This is a genomic window from Hymenobacter aquaticus (assembly GCF_004765605.1).
In the GTDB taxonomy this organism is placed as follows: domain Bacteria; phylum Bacteroidota; class Bacteroidia; order Cytophagales; family Hymenobacteraceae; genus Hymenobacter; species Hymenobacter aquaticus.
In genome coordinates, this window is sequence record NZ_SRLC01000001.1 from 1564591 (window position 1) to 1579030 (window position 14440).

Annotated in this window: 11 protein-coding genes; 8 read left to right on the forward strand and 3 right to left on the reverse strand. The window is 66.2% G+C overall.

The window, feature by feature from the left end:
* The first annotated feature begins 5 nt into the window (after positions 1 to 5).
* From E5K00_RS06410 to hemF, 3 genes are read left to right on the forward strand one after another with little or no spacing between them, the layout of a single operon-like run.
* Positions 6 to 734, forward strand: a complete 729-nt coding sequence (locus E5K00_RS06410) for a sulfite exporter TauE/SafE family protein (protein WP_135462411.1) — start codon at positions 6 to 8, stop codon at positions 732 to 734.
* 54 nt (positions 735 to 788) lie between these two features.
* On the forward strand, positions 789 to 1709 hold the full coding sequence (locus tag E5K00_RS06415; protein ID WP_135462412.1) for a universal stress protein: 921 nt from the start codon (positions 789 to 791) through the stop codon (positions 1707 to 1709).
* A gap of 46 nt (positions 1710 to 1755) precedes the next feature.
* Positions 1756 to 2682 carry an oxygen-dependent coproporphyrinogen oxidase gene (hemF, locus tag E5K00_RS06420; protein ID WP_135462413.1) on the forward strand — a complete coding sequence of 309 codons (927 nt, stop codon included), beginning with the start codon at positions 1756 to 1758 and terminating at the stop codon, positions 2680 to 2682.
* A gap of 34 nt (positions 2683 to 2716) precedes the next feature.
* Here the strand turns inward: hemF and E5K00_RS06425 are convergent, their stop codons facing one another.
* Positions 2717 to 4384, reverse strand: a complete 1668-nt coding sequence (locus E5K00_RS06425) for a carboxylesterase/lipase family protein (RefSeq protein ID WP_135462414.1) — start codon at positions 4382 to 4384, stop codon at positions 2717 to 2719.
* Positions 4385 to 4733: 349 nt separating this feature from the next.
* Here E5K00_RS06425 and E5K00_RS06430 point away from each other — a divergent pair, with 349 nt between their 5' ends.
* On the forward strand, positions 4734 to 5789 hold the full coding sequence (locus E5K00_RS06430) for a sensor histidine kinase (protein ID WP_135462415.1): 1056 nt from the start codon (positions 4734 to 4736) through the stop codon (positions 5787 to 5789).
* A complete protein-coding gene (locus E5K00_RS06435; RefSeq protein WP_245328224.1) occupies positions 5786 to 6520 on the forward strand; it encodes a LytR/AlgR family response regulator transcription factor in 735 nt (244 codons plus the stop codon). Before E5K00_RS06430 ends, E5K00_RS06435 begins: the two co-directional genes overlap by 4 nt.
* 105 nt (positions 6521 to 6625) lie before the next feature.
* Here the strand turns inward: E5K00_RS06435 and E5K00_RS06440 are convergent, their stop codons facing one another.
* Together E5K00_RS06440 and E5K00_RS06445 are read right to left on the reverse strand one after the other, a co-directional pair.
* A complete protein-coding gene (locus tag E5K00_RS06440; RefSeq protein WP_167856771.1) occupies positions 6626 to 7861 on the reverse strand; it encodes a T9SS type A sorting domain-containing protein in 1236 nt (411 codons plus the stop codon).
* Positions 7862 to 8366: 505 nt separating this feature from the next.
* Positions 8367 to 10232: a CHRD domain-containing protein gene (locus tag E5K00_RS06445; protein WP_135462417.1), complete on the reverse strand. Its 1866-nt coding sequence runs from the start codon at positions 10230 to 10232 to the stop codon at positions 8367 to 8369.
* 209 nt (positions 10233 to 10441) lie between these two features.
* Here E5K00_RS06445 and E5K00_RS06450 point away from each other — a divergent pair, with 209 nt between their 5' ends.
* From E5K00_RS06450 to E5K00_RS06460, 3 genes are all read left to right on the forward strand, one after another.
* A complete protein-coding gene (locus E5K00_RS06450; RefSeq protein WP_135462418.1) occupies positions 10442 to 10918 on the forward strand; it encodes a nucleoside deaminase in 477 nt (158 codons plus the stop codon).
* A 68-nt stretch (positions 10919 to 10986) separates the two neighbouring features.
* Positions 10987 to 11292, forward strand: coding sequence for a hypothetical protein (locus tag E5K00_RS06455; protein WP_135462419.1), 306 nt, complete (start codon positions 10987 to 10989; stop codon positions 11290 to 11292).
* Positions 11293 to 11435: 143 nt separating this feature from the next.
* Positions 11436 to 14411 carry a heparinase II/III domain-containing protein gene (locus E5K00_RS06460; protein ID WP_135462420.1) on the forward strand — a complete coding sequence of 992 codons (2976 nt, stop codon included), beginning with the start codon at positions 11436 to 11438 and terminating at the stop codon, positions 14409 to 14411.
* Positions 14412 to 14440: the final 29 nt, after the last annotated feature.

Consider the following 14440-nt stretch of genomic DNA (forward strand, 5'->3'; position numbering starts at 1 on the left):
CACCAATGCTCTGGGCCGGGTTTGTTTTTGGAATACTGGGCAGCTTTCACTGCGTGGGCATGTGCGGGGCCATTGCCCTGGCCCTGCCCGGCCGCGCCGATGCCGCCGCGCCTTCGGCCCGCTACGTGGGCGGCCGCCTGCTCTACAACCTGGGCCGCGTCACGACTTACTCGGCACTAGGCGCAGTTACCGGCCTGGTGGGCCACAGCCTGCGCCTGGCCGGTGTGCAGCAAGGCCTGTCCATTGCCTCGGGCCTGCTGATTCTGCTGCTCGTGGGCCTGCCCCCGCGCTACGCCGATGGGCTGAGTGCCGGGCTGGGCTTGCAGCGGCCCCTGGCCTGGGTGAAAAATACGCTGGCCCGCTTGTTCCAACAGCATTCGTGGCGGGCGTTGTACCTCACCGGCCTGCTCAATGGCCTGCTGCCCTGCGGCCTGGTGTACTTAGCGTTGGCCGGGGCCCTAAGCGCGCCGGGCGTGCCGGGGGCCGCCGCCTACATGGCCTGCTTCGGGCTGGGCACGCTGCCGCTGATGCTGGGCCTTTCCCTGACCGGCCGCCTGGTGCCGCTGCCCTGGCGCACCCGCATGCGGCAGGCCGTGCCCTACGCGGCCTCCCTGCTGGCGGTGCTGTTCATCGTGCGGGGCCTGGGCCTGGGCATTCCCTACCTGAGTCCGCAGCTGAGTGCGGCGGGTAAAGCGGCGGCGGGCCCGTTGCGCGCCGGGCACTATTGCCATTAATCTGATCCTGATCCGACATCAGCCTTTCTTTTCCTTTCGCTAAGCCTTCCGTTCATGAAAACCCTTCTCGTCCCCATCGACCACACGGCCGCCGCCGAACACACGCTGGCCTATGCCAATAAGCTGGCCGTGCGTTGGCCGGCCGAGGTGGTGCTGCTCTACTGCCACGCCAGCTCGGCCCCGGCCCCGGCGGCCGCAGCCGAGCTGGCCGAGCAGGAGCAGCGGCTGCGGAGCCTGGTGGAACGCCTGCGCTACCAGCAGCTCGCCCGCCAGGACGGCCGCCGGATTCAGTACCGCTACCGCCTCCTGCCCGGCTGCCTCCACGACCAGGTGCAGGCCGAAGCCCAACGGTGCGCCGCCGACCTGGTCGTGATGGGCCTGGAGCACATTGACTGCGGCCGGCAGGCCCCGCCCGGCAACCACGCCGCGGCCATTGCCGGGCTGGTGAGCTGCCCGGTGCTGGTAGTGCCGCCCGGTCGCCGCAGCCTGCCCAGCCGCCTGGTGTTTTCGGCCGACTTCAGCACCCTGCCGCCCAGTTTGCTGCCCCGGCTGTCGGCCCTGGAAGGCGCGTTTCCGGGTCCGCTGGATCTGGTGCAGTTCTATTCCCCGACCGAGCGGGACCGGCGCCGGCCGCTGAAACAGGCGCTCAGCCAAGCGGCGGCCCAGCTCACCTGGCCGGCCCCGACAACGCACCTGCTCGAAGACGATGCCCCGCTGGAAGGCATCAGCGAGTATTGTGCCCGCACCCAGGCCCAGCTGCTCATCATTGCCCCCGCCGACCAGGCCCAGCTGCTGCGCTACTTCGACTCGTGCTACACCACCACCCGGGCCTACCACACCCAGATTCCGGTGCTGGTGCTGCGCGCCGTGGAGCGCCAGCCCGCCGTGGCCTGCTGCGAGCGGTGCGCCGAACGGCTGGAGCAAGCCAAGCCCGCCGCCGTGCTGCCCAACTACCACGCCATCCGCTGGGCCTAGCCGCCCGATTTGCCGTTGTTTTCCCCGCCGTTAACGCTTCATTCCCATGTCTGCTTCCACCGCCGCTGTTGCCCCTTCCCGTCTGCTCGTCGAGAACTGGATGCGCCAGTTTCAGGACTGGCTGTGCCACCGGCTGGAGCTGGCGGATGGCGGCGGAATACGTTTTGGGGAAGACGCCTGGGAGCACGCCAGCGGGGGTGGCGGGGCCACGCGGGTGCTGCTGAACGGGGCAGTACTGGAGAAAGGCGGCGTGGCTTTTTCGGCCGTATGGGGCGAGATGAGCGCGCCGGCCGCCCAGCAGCTGCTCATGCCCGACGCCCGCTACTTTGCCACCGGCGTATCGGTGGTGCAGCACCCGCGCAGCCCCCGGGTTCCGATTTCGCACATGAACGTGCGCTATTTCGAGGCCGGCAACGGCGAGGCCTGGTTTGGCGGCGGCCTGGATCTGACCCCGATTTACGTCGATGAGCAGCAGGCCCGCTGGTTTCACGAGCAGATCCGGGAAACCTGCGACCAGCACCACCCCGACTATTACCCGCGCTTCAAGCAGTGGGCCGACGACTACTTTTACCTGGCGCACCGCCAGGAAACCCGCGGCGTGGGCGGCATTTTCTTCGACCGGCTCGCCGTGGGGCCGGATGGCTCGTTTGAGGAGCTGTTCGCCTTCGTGCAGGACGTGGGCGAAGTTTACGGCCGCGCCTACGCCACCATCATGCGCCAGAACCGCGACCTGCCCTACTCGGAGCGGGAAAAGCAGTGGCAGCTGGTGCGCCGGGGCCGCTACGCCGAGTTCAACCTGGCCATCGACCGGGGCACGCGCTTCGGCCTCGAAACCGGGGGCCGCACCGAGAGCATCCTGATGAGCCTGCCGCCCCAGGCCGAGTGGCACTACAACCTCACGCCCGAGCCCGGCTCGGCCGAGGAAGCCACCCAGCAGTGGCTGCGCAAGGGCATCGACTGGGTAAGCCAGTAGCCCCGCGCCGTTCCGGCACGGCCCCGCCCAAGCTCTACTGCCCGGCCTGCTGATCCAGAAACAGGTAGCGGCGGCGGTTCGACTCGGGCTCGGCTTTCGTTTCGACATCTACGCGCAGCACCTGGCTGCCAGCGCTTTGCGCGGCGGGCCAGGTAGGCAGGCCGGCGCCATTGGGGTTGCCGGTTTTGATGAAGTTGGCAAAATAGCCTTGCAGCGTTTCCGATACGCGGTAGTCGGCTGGGGTCCAGGCAAAGGCCGTGTTGGTGGCCAGGTTGCCGAGGGCATACTCTATTTCGGCCGAATGCACCGCCCCGGCCGCGGGGCCCGTAGCCGCCTCACCAGCCACCGCCGGGCGGGGCCGGGCGTAGAGGTAGCGGTACACCGGCGGCCCGCCCGCGCGTTGGTGCGCCTCGGCCCACTTCCAGGTGCTGTAGGCAATGAACCGGTCGCCGGCCAGGTCGGTGGCCGACTGTGCCGCCTCGGCATCGGTGGCGGCCGGGTACAGGCGCAGGGCTTCTGCGGCCCGGGGGCCGTAGAGCTGTTGCACGACGGCGCGGAAATTCTCCGCCGTGGGCGGCTGGTTACCCAGCAAAAAGCCCGCATTCATTTCCTGCGAGTTCCAGCCTACCAGCAGCGGCACCGGGGCTTGCTGTCCGGCCGCAAACGTAGCCGCTGGCGGCTGGGCAAAGAAATAACCGTCGATGGTGGGCTGAAACCGGGCCACGCCGGGCGCCCCGGCCGCCGCCAGCAGCTGGCCGGCCGGCAGGGCCCGCAGCGCCGCCAGCGAAGTAGCCCCCAGCCTGGCCGCAAAAGCCGCGCCGGTGGCTTCGCCTGCCGCCAGCGCCACGGGCCCGAAGCTGCTGTTCAGCAGCGAGCCACTTTCGCCGATGGCGCGGGCAAACAGGTGCCGGGCTTGCGCGGAAGCCATTTGGGCACTCACCGACATAGCCCCGGCCGACTCGCCGGCAATGGTCACCTGCCGCGGGTCGCCGCCGAAAGCCGCAATGTTCTGCTGCACCCAGCGCAGGGCCGCCGTCTGATCCAGAAAGCCATAGTTGCCGGACGCCTGGCGGCCCGACTCCTGGCTGAGCGCCGGGTGGGCCAGAAAGCCGAACACGCCCAGCCGGTAGTTGACTGTGACGGCCACGATGCCGCGGCGGGCCATGCTTTCGCCGTCGTAGCGCGGCTCCGACCCGTCGCCGGCCTGGAAGCCGCCCCCGTAGAAGTACACCAGCACCGGCCGCCGCTCCCGCCCCGACTTGGCCGGCGTCCAGACGTTGAGGTACAGACAATCCTCGCTGACGGCGGGGGAGCGGAACTGCATGTCGGCGTAGAGCGGCAGCTGCATGGGCCGGGGCCCGAACTGCCGGGCCGGCCGCACGCCCGACCATTTCGGCACGGGCTGGGGCTCTTTCCAGCGCAACGGGCCCACCGGTGGCGCCGCAAACGGCACGCCCTTAAACGTGCGGATGCCGGCCGCCGTCGTGCTGCCTTCCAAAATTCCGTCGGTAATCCGCACCTGAGTTGACGCCGGGGTGGCCGGTTGTTGCCGGCTGGTTTGGGCTTGCCCGGGTCCGGTAGCCGCCAGCACCAGCCACAGGCCGACTACGCCGCAGAAGCCCGCCCGCCACCACGGCGGGCGGTTTGCAGTTGAGACAGGAAGCAAATACGCGCCGAAGGACGCCCCACTGGATAACTTCATAACCCGGAAAAGCAGAAGAAAGGACTCTATATACGGCGTAAATAACAACCGAATTTGGCTTATCGACCATGCGTCCGGCCTCAGCCACGAAACAGGCCGGAGCGGGGACGCGGCCGAAGTACCGGCCGAATGCTCCGGAAAGTATGCCCCTCCGCTGCCCGTTGCTTCTTCCTTACCGCGTGGCGAAGGCCATTCTCCTGACAGACATACCCTATGGGCATCATAGCCCATGACCGGAGGCCGGCTAGTGGACAAAAGCGGCATACTTGTCTGTTTTTGCTAGCTTACAGCACAATGGGGCCCGTTTTTCGCCCTTTGGGTTTGGTTATCTGATGCCAACAATCGTTTCGTGGAACAAACAAAACAGCGGTGGTACTGGGGGTTGCAGCTCATTGGCTGGACCACCTGCGCGCTGGCGCAGCTGTATGCGCTAACCAGCTTCGGGCGCTTCCTGCCCGAGCCCCACGCCCTGACGTACGTGCTGACCGTGTCCCTGGCGGGCCTCGTCTGCACGCACGCCTACCGGGGCCTGCTGCTCCGCTTCGACTTGCTGGGGCGGCCCCTGAGTCAGCAGGCCGGGTTGGCGGCCCTGGCCCTGGTGGGCATCACCCTGCTGATTCAGGCCGTGGCCTGGCTGCACAGCGCCCTGACCACCCATAGCTGGCACGCTTATTCGCAGCGCACCTTCGTGGTGGGCATCCTGGCCATGGGCCGCTACCTGGTTATCTGGCTGCTGACCTACCACCTGTTTGCCGCCGGCCAGCGCCTGACGCGCACCGAGCTGCACCAACTGCGCGTGCAGGCCGCCCTGCGCCAGGCTCAGTTTGAAACCCTGCGGGCCCAGCTGAACCCGCACTTTCTGTTTAATGCCCTGAACAGCATCCGGGCCCTGACGCTGCTCGACCCCGACGGCGCCCGCGCGGCCGTCACGCAGCTGGCCGATTTGCTGCGCTACACCCTGCAGCTGGAGCAGTGGCCCCTGATTCCGCTGCACGAGGAGCTGGTGGCTGTCCGGGATTACCTGGCCCTGGAGCAGGTGCGGTTTGGCCACCGGCTCCGCTGCCGCATTGCCGTGCCGGATGAGGCCCTGGCCTGGCTGGTGCCGCCGGTGATGGTGCTGACCCTGGTGGAAAACGCCGTGAAGCACGGCATTGCGGCGTGCCCGGCGGGCGGCACGGTTTCCATCGATGCCACGCTCGTTGCCGGCGCCCTCACCCTGCACGTGCGGCAGCCCGGCAGCCTGCCGCCGGCCGGCCCGGCGCCAGGTGCCGGGCTGGGGTTGGCCAATACCCGGCAACGCCTGCTGGCACTTTATGGCCCGGCCGCGACGCTGGACCTGCGCGAGGCTCCCGCGGGCGTCGTGCTGGCTACCTTGCACCTTCCTATTGCTCCCGTCACCCGATGAAAACCCTGACCACGGTTCTGGTAGAAGATGAGCCCCTGGCGCGCCAAGAGCTGCGCTACCTGCTGGCGGCCCACCCCGACGTGCAGGTGCTGGGCGAAGCCGCCGATGCCGACCAGGCCCGGACCCTGCTCACCCAGTGCCGGCCCCAACTGTTGCTGCTCGATATTGCCCTGCCCGGCACCACCGGCTTCGACCTGCTCGAATCCCTGGACGAAGTACCGCCGGCGGTGGTGTTCGTCACGGCCTACAACCATTTCGCCACCCGCGCCTTCGACGTCAGCGCCCTGGACTACCTGCTCAAGCCCGTGCACCCGGCCCGGCTGGCACAGGCCCTCACGCGGGCCCGCCAGCTAGTCGGGCCCCAGCCCACCGAGCCGGCCGCGCGCCCGGTGCGCTTGCAGGCCCACAGCCAGGTTTTTCTTAAAGAAGGGGACCATTGCCACTTTGTGCGGCTGGCCGACATTCGCCTGCTCGAAGCCGAGGGCAATTACGTGCGCGTCCACTTCGGGCAGCAGGCCCTGCTGCTGCACAAATCCTTGCAGCACATGGAAGAGCGGCTGCCCGCCGACTTGTTTTTCCGCGTCAACCGCCAGCAGATTCTCAACCTGACTACCATCGAAAAAGTCCACGCGTATTTCAAGGGAGGCTTGCTGCTGGAAGTGCAGGGCGGCCACCGCATCACGGTTTCGACCCGGCAGGCCGTGCGCTTCAAAGAGACCCTGAGCCTGTAAGCCCGCAGCGGCCGGGCGACAGACTTACCGCTACCGGCTAAAGCCAACCGGCCGTCCTCGTTGCAGCGAGAACGGCCGGTTGACTTTACGGTACTCCGCTACTGCTTAGCGCAGCAGCAGTTGTTGCTGCTGGCTGAGGCCGCCGGCGGTCAGCCGAACCACGTACAGGCCCGGCGCTAGCCCCTGGGTAGGCAGGGCCACCCGCTGCTCGGCGAAGGGCGTGGCCGTGGGCGAAAGGCTGCGCACGACGCGGCCGGCCAGATCGAGCACGTCGATAGTCGCGGCTTCGGCCCGGGGCAGGCGGAACGTGGCCTGCGCCTGTCCCGCGCTGGCCGGGTTTGGCAGCAGCGTCAGGCCCGCGGCCAGCGCGTGCGCCGAGGCGGTGCCGTTTACCACCTGGTAGCTGTACTGGTACCGGTAATAGTCTACGTAGGCGCTGCTGGCCGGCTTGTAGAGCTGGGTGGTGATGCTGCTCAGGCTGCCGTTGGCGTCGTAGGCAAACAGATTCTGGCCGGCGTTGATCCAGGCGTTTCCGTTCCAGCTTTCTACCAGGGTACGGACGACGCGCACGGGCTGCTGGGTGCTGTAGAAGTACGTTTCCCGCCGGTAATTCTGGTAGGTCGTGCCATTGAGCGGCACCTGCTGGGTAACTTCCTGCTCGATGGCGCCGGCGGCGTTGTAGGTGGAAAGGTATTTTTCCAGGGGCTGCCACCCTTGCGTGGCATCATCAAACTGCTGCACCTCCTCTACCACGGGCAGGCTCTGGGCATTGTAGGTGAACAGGGAACGGCTCGAATTGTAATACGAGCCCCCGGAAAACCCCTCCAGCAGCAGCTGGCTGAGCAGATCCTGCGCGCTATAGGTATAAGTGTCGCGGCCGTAGTTCTGCCAGTTAACTCCCAGCTGCCAGCGCAGGGTCGATTGGGCCAGCTTGCCGCTGGAGGTGTACGAATTGGCTTTGGCAAACCGCGGAGTGGCCGTTCCCGCCGTGTTAAACGAGAAGGTAGTATCGGTAAGCACGGCATTGGCGGCAGTAAAGCGGCGGTGGTTGCGCCGGGTTGCCGTCCAGCTGCTGCCCCCGTTGCCCGACTGCTCCCGCAGAACAACGGCGGGCAGCTGAGCCGCCGTGAAGCGGCTGTTGGTCGTGCGCAGCGTATCCTTCCAGGCGGCAGCCCGGTAGATTTGTTCCAGCGCCCGGGTTTGCACGTACGCGTCAGTAGACCGCGCCGAGGCCGCCAGCGCGTGCGGGGCGTGGTGTTTTACCAGGTCAGCTTGTTGGGCGGAGGCATGAAAAGCGCCAGCCAAGCAGGCCAGCAGCGTGGGAGTAAATAGTTTACGCATTGAAGTAGAAAAGGTCAGCGAAACGCGGCTCAGTGGGCAGGGCAGCTTCCTGGCGGCCCTATCCCCCGGTGATATCCTAAAGAACCGCCGCCCGGAGCCCGGGGCCAACGGCTTTTCCACGAGCGTAGATATTACGGGCCAAGCGCCGCAATTCCGGGGTAAGGCCAGCGTCGGGGCAGGTTGCTGCGCTGCCGGGCAGACGCGTTTTGCCCGCATTGGCGCGCCAGTCGCTTCGTTTTCGGGCATAAAAAAAGGACGCCGAATCGACGTCCCCTTTTCCACAACCAAAACACCTAAAAAACTATTCTTTCAGAATTTTTCATAACAATATCTGTGCCAGAAAACAGATTCAACTTCTTAAAAACTGCTTGATTAGCTTTTTTCTACTGCCCGTCGACTCACTCTTTTATCCAGCTTCTGCTTGGCAAAAGCGGCGGGCGGGCAGCAGATATTCTTCGCGGCAAAATCGGGGCCGAACTTCTGGCCGGCCCCGACTTTGCTGGCGCTACTGCTTAAGAATGCGGGTAATGACGCTGCTACTGCCTGCCCGCAGCGTTACCAGGTACACGCCGCTGGGCAGGCTGGCCGCCTCGAGCGGCACCTGGTTGGCACCCGGCCGGACGGCTACCGGAGCCGTAAGGCGCGTGCGACCCAGCAGGTCGGTTATCTGCACCACGCCGGCCTCATTGGCGCGGGCCTCGAAGGAGAGCGTGAAGCGGCTCTGGAACGGGCTGGGGAAGGCAGCAAACGACTCGGCGGCCACGGCCGGGGCGGCACTCAGCACGGCCTGCAGGTTGCGGGCTCCGCGGAAAACCTGCCCCCGCACCTCGCCGCCGGGAAACTGCGCCGTATGCAGGTTCACGTACATGCTGTCGGTGCGAAACTGGATGGAGCGGCGGGTGGTGAACGGCTGGGCCGTGTTGCTGGCCTGCCAGTAGCCGTAGGCCGCCGTGGGGGCCGTGGCATTGTCGAAGAAGGGCACCAGGTTGAACACCACGGGCCCCGACTCGTTGCGCCGACCGGTATGGAAGTGGCCGCCCGTGGGCACGCCGGTCAGGCCGCGCCACACCAGCATGAAGTGGGCGTTGTTCTGGTCCCGGTCGATGGACACCAGGCCCGAGCCCAGGCCCGGGCTGTTGGTGGGCGTGGGCCGCTCCTGCGCCCCGTTCAGGCTAAAGGTGTAGCCCTCCCGCGCCACGCGGTAGACCTGCCCCCGGATTTCGCCGTTCGGGTTGGCCGCCGTGTTGAGCACCAGGTTCACGCCGCCGGTGATAAACGCGTTGGCCGCCGCCGTATTCAGGTTGCTGAACGTGACGGAAAACGCGTTGGTCGTCAGGGTGGTGAGGGCCACGCGGCTCAGGCGGGTGGCGCTGGCGTTGGATTGGCCCGCCTCGGCCAGGTACACGTCGAGGCTGGTGGGCGCCCCGCTCAGCCCCGCAAACGACAGGGTCAGGCGCAGCGTGTCGAGCCCCGCATTCAGCTCGCCCAAAGCTACGGCTTTGGCCGTCGTAGTCACGGCGGGCACCATCTGGGCCCCGTCGAGGCGGGCGTCGTGGCCCACCAGGCGGGCCCGGCTGGCCAATTGCCCCCGAATTTCGCCGCCGGGATTGGCGGCCGTGTGCACGTTGATGTAGATGTTGCCCGCTTCCAGGGCCGTGACGAAAGCCGGCGTGACGCCCACCTCGCCCTCAATGACTTTGCCCGAGAGGTAGGGCAGCAAATCCAGAATAACGGGGCCGGCCGCGCCGGGGGCCGCGTTGTGGAAGTGGGTGTTGGTAATAGCCCCGCTCAGCCCATCGACCACCGTGCGAAACTTCAGCCGGGTTTTATCCTGCGACAACACGAACGTGCCCACGCCCAGCGCCGGCGTCGAAACAGGCGGGGTTTCCTGGCCGCCGGTCAGGGTGGCAGCGTACAGGAACTCGGTTTCGACTTCAATCTGCCCCCGAATTTCGCCCCCGGGGTTGGTAGCCGTGTGCACGTTGATGTAGTAGTCGCCGCGCAGGTAGCGCCGCAGCTTCTGGTTGTCGAGGTCGGCCCCGGTCAGGAAGCCCACTAGTCGGTTGCCCTGCACGAAGCGCAGCAGATCGGTGACGATGGGCCCGGACGCGCCCCGGCGGCCCAGGTGGGTATGCGCCCCGGTGATGGGCCCGCTCAGGTTGTTGAACGTCGCATTGAGAAAGAGCGTGTCGCGGGTGGCATTCAGCGTGAAGCTGGCCACGCCCTGCCCGGGCGTATTCACGGCGGGCACTTCCTGGGCGCCTTCCAGCTTGGCCGATAAGAGCAGGTGGGCCCGCAGGTGGTCGGCCGGGGCCCGGAGCGCGCCGAGCAGCAGCAACAGGACGAAAAGCAGCGTACGTTTTGGGTGCATGACGAACAGGGTTAGGTGAGGAAAAAACACGGCACTTCTCCTTTCGCACTCGGCGGCCGGCAGCCCCGGGTTGCCTCGAACCAGCAAATAATTAGGGCGTTATTTACCGCGGGCATCGTTCCGCCGGCCGGGCTACTCTTGCCCGGGGTTTGGCAAAGGCCTGCGGCTTGCTGTATCTTGCGGGCTTTTCCCTCCTATTCTTTCTCCCTATGGAAGCTCCCCGCGACGAATTCATGCGCGCAGCCATTCGCCTGTCCATTGAAAAAATGCAAGCCGGCCACGGTGGTCCTTTCGGGGCCGTGGTTGTCAAAGATGGCCGCATCATTGCCCAAGGCTTCAACCAGGTAACCAGCACCAACGACCCCACCTGCCACGCCGAAGTCGACGCCATTCGCAAGGCCTGCCGCGAGCTGGGCACCTTCCAGCTCGACGACTGCGACCTGTACACCAGCTGTGAGCCGTGCCCGATGTGCCTGGGCGCCATCTACTGGGCCCGCCCCCGCCGCGTGTTCTACGGCAACACCAAGCAGGACGCCGCCGCCATCGGCTTCGACGACCAGTTTATCTACGACGAAATCGAGAAGCCCCTCGCGGGCCGCCAGATTCCGATGACCCAGCTGCTGCGCGACGAGGCCCTGGCCGGCTTCCGGGCCTGGGAAAGCAAGGAGGGCAAAACCGAGTACTAAGCGTTGCTTTTCTCTTCTTCGACCTCCGCAAAAGGCCTCTTCGGGGGCCTTTTGCTATCTTCAGGGCTATGAAACACTTCCTTTCCCTTGCGGCCCTGGCGCTGCTGCTGGCGGGCTGCCACGCCAACCCCGCCGAAGAGCAAAAAGCCATTGCGGCCGTGGAGCAGTACGTGCAGCAGCAGGTGGGCGGCCCCGTTACGCCGGTGCACTCGGAGGCCCACACCGGCCACCAGCCGGACGCCGAGGGCCGCCGCCGCGCGGGTTACACCGTGGAATATACCTTCGAACTGGAACGGACGCCGGGCCGGAAAGAGGAAGTAACGGCCGTGTATTTCGCCGATTCGGCTGGCAACGTTATGCCTTCTACCAAGTAGCGCACGACGCCCTAGCCCGAATACATCCTATTTTTTACCCAAACTGTACGAAACTATTCTCTGCGGCAAAGTCTTATTCAACCAGTATATGCAGCGCCTTACAGGCCATTTTGGTTGGTATAAGTATAGTTTAGCCGTAGCCCTTGCGACACCTCTCCACTACCCTCCTCCTTTTATTAGTACTGATTCACGCCGCCGCCGCCCAAACGGGTAACTGGACCCCGCCGGGGGCCGACGCCTCGTTTCCGCGCACCCTGCTGCGAGCCGCCGACGTGCCCCAGGTGCAGACTTCCCTGCTGCGGCCCGCAGCCGGCGCCCTCTACGCCGGCCTCTACCAAAGCGCCCAGGCCGCTCCCACCACCGATAACACCTCCACCGACGGCCGGCGGGCCCGCGCTACGCTGGCCAAAAACGCCGCCTTCGTGCTGCTGCTCGACCGGCAAGCCCGCAACGGCACGCTCAGCCCCCTGGCACCGGACGAAAAAGCGGCCCTCCTGACCACGGCCAAAACCCTACTGGAAAGCGCCAATCCCAACGTGGAGGTCTTTGCCACGCTGACCAGCCCCTCGTCCTACAACGAGTGGCAGTGGCGCTCCAAGGAGCTGATTGACTACCTGATAGCCTACGATTTGCTGCGCGGGGCCGGCGAAACGGAAAGCACCCTGGCCCTGGTCCGGCAGCGGCTGCAGGCCTTTGCCGGCAACCTCGACTCGCAGTCGGTGAAGCCGTTTAAGCCGGTTTCCTTTCTCAGCTACGAGTTTTACAAGCAGGTAAAAAACAACCACACCCTGATGACGGCCGCCGCCCTGGGCATGGCCGCCGTGGTGCTCAACGACGTGGGCAGCGCCACCTACGTCAGCCGCCGCCCGACTTCCTGGATCAACCACGGGCTGTTCAACCTCGACAACGTGCTCTGGCAGGACGCGCAGCGGCAGTCGGACCCGGCGGCCGTGGCGGGCTACGCCGAGGGGCCCTACTACTTCAAGTACGCGTTTCTGAACTGCCTGCCCTTTTTCCGGGCTATGGGCCACTTCCTGCCCGACAATATCCTGAGCTACTCGTTTGGGGGCACCACCCGCGCCATTCGCAACCCGTATTTCGACCCGCGCTACGACCAGCTCTACGACTGGATAACGGCCATTCTGCTGCCCGATGGCCGCCTGCCGGCTCTGGAAGACTCCTACGTGGACATGGCCATGCCCGAGCTGGCCCTCACCGGCAAAAGCCGCTACGTGCGGCCCCTGCACCTGAGCAATTTATCAACCCGGCAGCTCAACTCCCTGGCCAGCCAGTTGCGCGACGCCACCGTGGACATGCGCGCGGCCTACCTGGCGGCCAACCTGCTGCCGGCCGCGCCCACTAACGCGCCGCTGACGGCCCTGCCCCAGAGCGGCAACCTGATTTTCCGCTCCGGCAACGACTCGCTGGCCAGCTACCTGCACGTGTACGGCAAAGGCGGCGCGGCCCAGGCCAATTCCGGTGGCCACAGTCAGGCCGATGCCAGCAGCTTCCTGCTGTATGCCCACGGCCAGCTGCTGGCCCTCGACCCCGGCTACCTCAGCTACGGCCGCCGCGACTCGCTGGGCCAGGCCGCCAACCACAACCTGATTCTGGTGGATAACGCCGGTCCGGCCATCGGCACGCCCGGCGCGCCCAACGACGCCCCGGCCGCCATTCGCAACACCTTCCAGACCGACAAGCTGGCTTATGGCGAGGTGCAGACTTCCTACCAGACTGCCACCATTACCCGCAAGACGCTCTTTATCCGCAACGAGTATTTCCTGCTGGCCGACTTCGTCAAGGCCTCTGCGGCCCACACCTACACCTGGCAGCTGCACGGCTACGGCCTGGAAAACGGCCCGGCCAGCACCGGCACGTTCACCGATAACCTCGCCGGCCACGAAGGCAGCTGGCAGAAAAACGGGGCCGGGCTACTGGCCCACGTTACGGCTACCGGCGGGGCCAGCACCTACGCCAAAGCCACCAACCGCCACGAGCTGGCCTACAACCTCTCGGAAAAGCACACCACCTTGCTGGTGCGCAAAAGCGGCGCGGCCCAAACCCAGTTTCTGACCGTATTGGCCCCGTTTACCACCACGCCCCCGGCCGTAACGACCACCAGCACCACCACGACGGCCGCCCTGACGGCCAGCTCCGCGTATCAGGACGTCGCCTTTGCCCAGGCCGACACCGTGCTGACCACCCACGCCAGCAACCTGCTGCCCCAGCCCGTGCAGGCCGATGGACTAATTAACTTTTACTCGGCCGACGCGGCCGGCAGCTTCGCCCAGCTGTTTCTGGAGCAGGGCACGGTGCTGTCGTACGGGGCCGCGCCGGTGCTCAACTCCACCAAGCGGGCCACCATCAGCTGGCAGCAAACCAGCCCCACGGCGTACAGCGGCTACGTGAGCCGGGCTACCATGCTCACCCTGCCGGTCAGCAGCGTGCCCACCGCCGTAACCGGAGCCGGCGTCACGGGCTTCAGCTTCGAGGCGGCCACGCAGCAGCTGCGCATCACCCTGGCGCAGGCCACCGACTTTCGGGTGGTGCTGGCTTCGCCCAACGGCAGCGTGCTGCCCGTCGAGCTGAGTAGCTTCAGCGCCGCGCGCCCCGGCAGCGCGGTGCAGCTCACCTGGAAAACGGCTTCCGAGCACCACAACCGCGGCTTTGCCGTGGAGCGCCGGGCCGCCACCGAAACCCAATTCCGGGAACTGGTCTTCATCAACGGCGCGGGCAATTCCACTGTCAGCCAAAGCTACCAGTTTCAGGATCTTGCGGCGCCGGCCGCCCAGCTGTACTACCGCCTGAAGCAGGTCGATACCGACGGCAAATCGACGTACTCGCCGGTGGCGGTGGTGGCGGCCCTACAAGAAGCGGCCGAGCTGCGCGTAGCCCCGGTGCCGGCCCAGGACGTGCTGCGGGTGGCTTACGCGGGGCCGGGTCAGCAACTCGAGTTGACGCTGCTGGATCAGCAGGGCCGCGTGGTGCTGCGCCAGGGCTTTACCAATCAGGTAGAGCTCAACATCAGCAGTCTGGGGCCGGGCCTGTATTTCCTGCGGGCTACTGACGCAGCTGGCCGCCTGGCAGGCAAGCCCCAGAAAGTGCTAATTGCGCGGTAGCGGACCCTTCTTCCAGTTGATAACAGCCA

Excerpts from the sequence above, each read along its gene's own strand:
- E5K00_RS06410 (WP_135462411.1), top strand. The coding sequence starts at position 6 with ATGCTCTGGGCCGGGTTTGTTTTTGGAATACTGGGCAGCTTTCACTGC.
- E5K00_RS06415 (WP_135462412.1), top strand. The coding sequence starts at position 789 with ATGAAAACCCTTCTCGTCCCCATCGACCACACGGCCGCCGCCGAACAC.
- hemF (WP_135462413.1), top strand. The coding sequence starts at position 1,756 with ATGTCTGCTTCCACCGCCGCTGTTGCCCCTTCCCGTCTGCTCGTCGAG.
- E5K00_RS06425 (WP_135462414.1), bottom strand. The coding sequence starts at position 4,384 with ATGAAGTTATCCAGTGGGGCGTCCTTCGGCGCGTATTTGCTTCCTGTC.
- E5K00_RS06435 (WP_245328224.1), top strand. The coding sequence starts at position 5,786 with ATGAAAACCCTGACCACGGTTCTGGTAGAAGATGAGCCCCTGGCGCGC.
- E5K00_RS06440 (WP_167856771.1), bottom strand. The coding sequence starts at position 7,861 with ATGCGTAAACTATTTACTCCCACGCTGCTGGCCTGCTTGGCTGGCGCT.
- E5K00_RS06445 (WP_135462417.1), bottom strand. The coding sequence starts at position 10,232 with ATGCACCCAAAACGTACGCTGCTTTTCGTCCTGTTGCTGCTGCTCGGC.
- E5K00_RS06450 (WP_135462418.1), top strand. The coding sequence starts at position 10,442 with ATGGAAGCTCCCCGCGACGAATTCATGCGCGCAGCCATTCGCCTGTCC.
- E5K00_RS06455 (WP_135462419.1), top strand. The coding sequence starts at position 10,987 with ATGAAACACTTCCTTTCCCTTGCGGCCCTGGCGCTGCTGCTGGCGGGC.